Origin of the sequence: Alteromonas sp. AO-Serp, assembly GCF_017849675.1 — a bacterium.
Classification (GTDB): Bacteria; Pseudomonadota; Gammaproteobacteria; order Enterobacterales; family Alteromonadaceae; genus Alteromonas; species Alteromonas macleodii.
In genome coordinates this window covers 1-1,329 of the sequence record NZ_JAFLMX010000285.1, presented here as the reverse complement: position 1 = coordinate 1,329, position 1,329 = coordinate 1, and the positions used below count along the sequence as shown (strand labels likewise).

Genomic DNA, 1,329 nt, shown 5'->3' with positions numbered 1-1,329 from the left:
GTTGCCAACTAATGGATGAGCCGTGTCGCCAACCCAAACCACGTCATCTTCTAACACTACTTCGCCTTCTGTCTGTTCGCCCGGGTTAACCAACGCCAAAATCAAATCGAAATGATCGCGCTGCGACGGGTGCAGCAAATCACGACTTAAAGCAGAGGTCACTTCAAGTGATACATCGGGATAGCGCTTTGAAAATTCGCCAATTAGACCCGGCAATAATGTAGAAGCAAATTCATTGGGAATGCCAAGACGCAAGCGACCGCTTAGCGGGGCAGGGGTTAAGCTGCGAAAGATGTTATCGTTAAGCTCTAGCAGTTCTTTCGCCTTTGGGTACAGCCAATTGCCGTCGGCGCTAGGTACATGCCGTTGCCCAACTTTAGTAAATAGCTTGCGGTCTAACTGCGACTCTAGCTTTTTAATTTGTAGGCTTATTGCCGGTTGAGAACGGCCCAAAAAATCGCCCGCTTTAGCGTAGCCACCAAGCTCAATAACGCTAACGAAGGTGCGTAAGGTATCAAGGGAAAGCTGCTTCATAGTTAATTACACTTTCTAATGAATTTGCCTGCTTTTATTATATTTTTAAATGTAAGCGGGCGAAAGGCGTAATTTTGTATGTTTGTGCGTTCTAGCCAAGTTAGGGTTGCCTTACTCGATGCGCTCCCTCTACCGATTGCCGCATAGTGCGAAGTGCAAGGGTGTTGGGTTGCGCAAGTGGCGTTGTGTTATTAGAAAAGCGCTTCATTCCCGCAAAAATGCAGTACCACGAAGGTCGCAAATAAACCAATTTGTTATCTACTTCATTAAGCGCATGTTCAAAGCTGGCGCCTTTGTCCCATGCATTCAGCAAATAAGAAAGGGTATCCGGCACCTTTAAGTCTTCGCGACAGGCAACCCAGTAGGCGGAATCGTCGCGCGTATTTAAATAGTAATGAGCAGCAATGTAGTCCCGAATACCATCGAACATTCGGTTTATCTCAGAATTATAGCGTACCTCTCTTCGCGGATTGTTACTTTGCCAGCAATCGATAAAGTGATTCAGTGCGTACTGCACCAGCATAAGTGCGGTGGCTTCCAATGGCTCAATAAAGCCCTGAGACAACCCTATGCATAAACAATTACCTTTCCAGTGTTCTTCTAGTCTGCCTACGGTCATTTTCAAATGTCGGGCTTGCTGATGGAATTGGTCTGGTTCTAATGCAAGTCTAAGTTCTTCTTCTGCTTGGGCTTCAGTGCAAAACTGTGAACTGTACACATAGCCGTTGCCTGTGCGACTAGTTAGGGGAATGTGCCACTGCCAACCGTGACTAAGCGCAATAGAGCGAGTTTGTA

General features: G+C 46.6%; 2 protein-coding genes. Both read right to left on the bottom strand.

Annotated features, from left to right (window positions below):
* The coding region (locus tag QVA83_RS18735; RefSeq protein WP_287498802.1) for a LysR family transcriptional regulator at positions 1-534 on the bottom strand (534 nt) is incomplete at its 3' end.
* Between the two features lie 100 nt (positions 535-634).
* The coding region (locus tag QVA83_RS18730) for a tryptophan 7-halogenase (RefSeq protein ID WP_287498801.1) at positions 635-1,329 on the bottom strand (695 nt) is incomplete at its 5' end.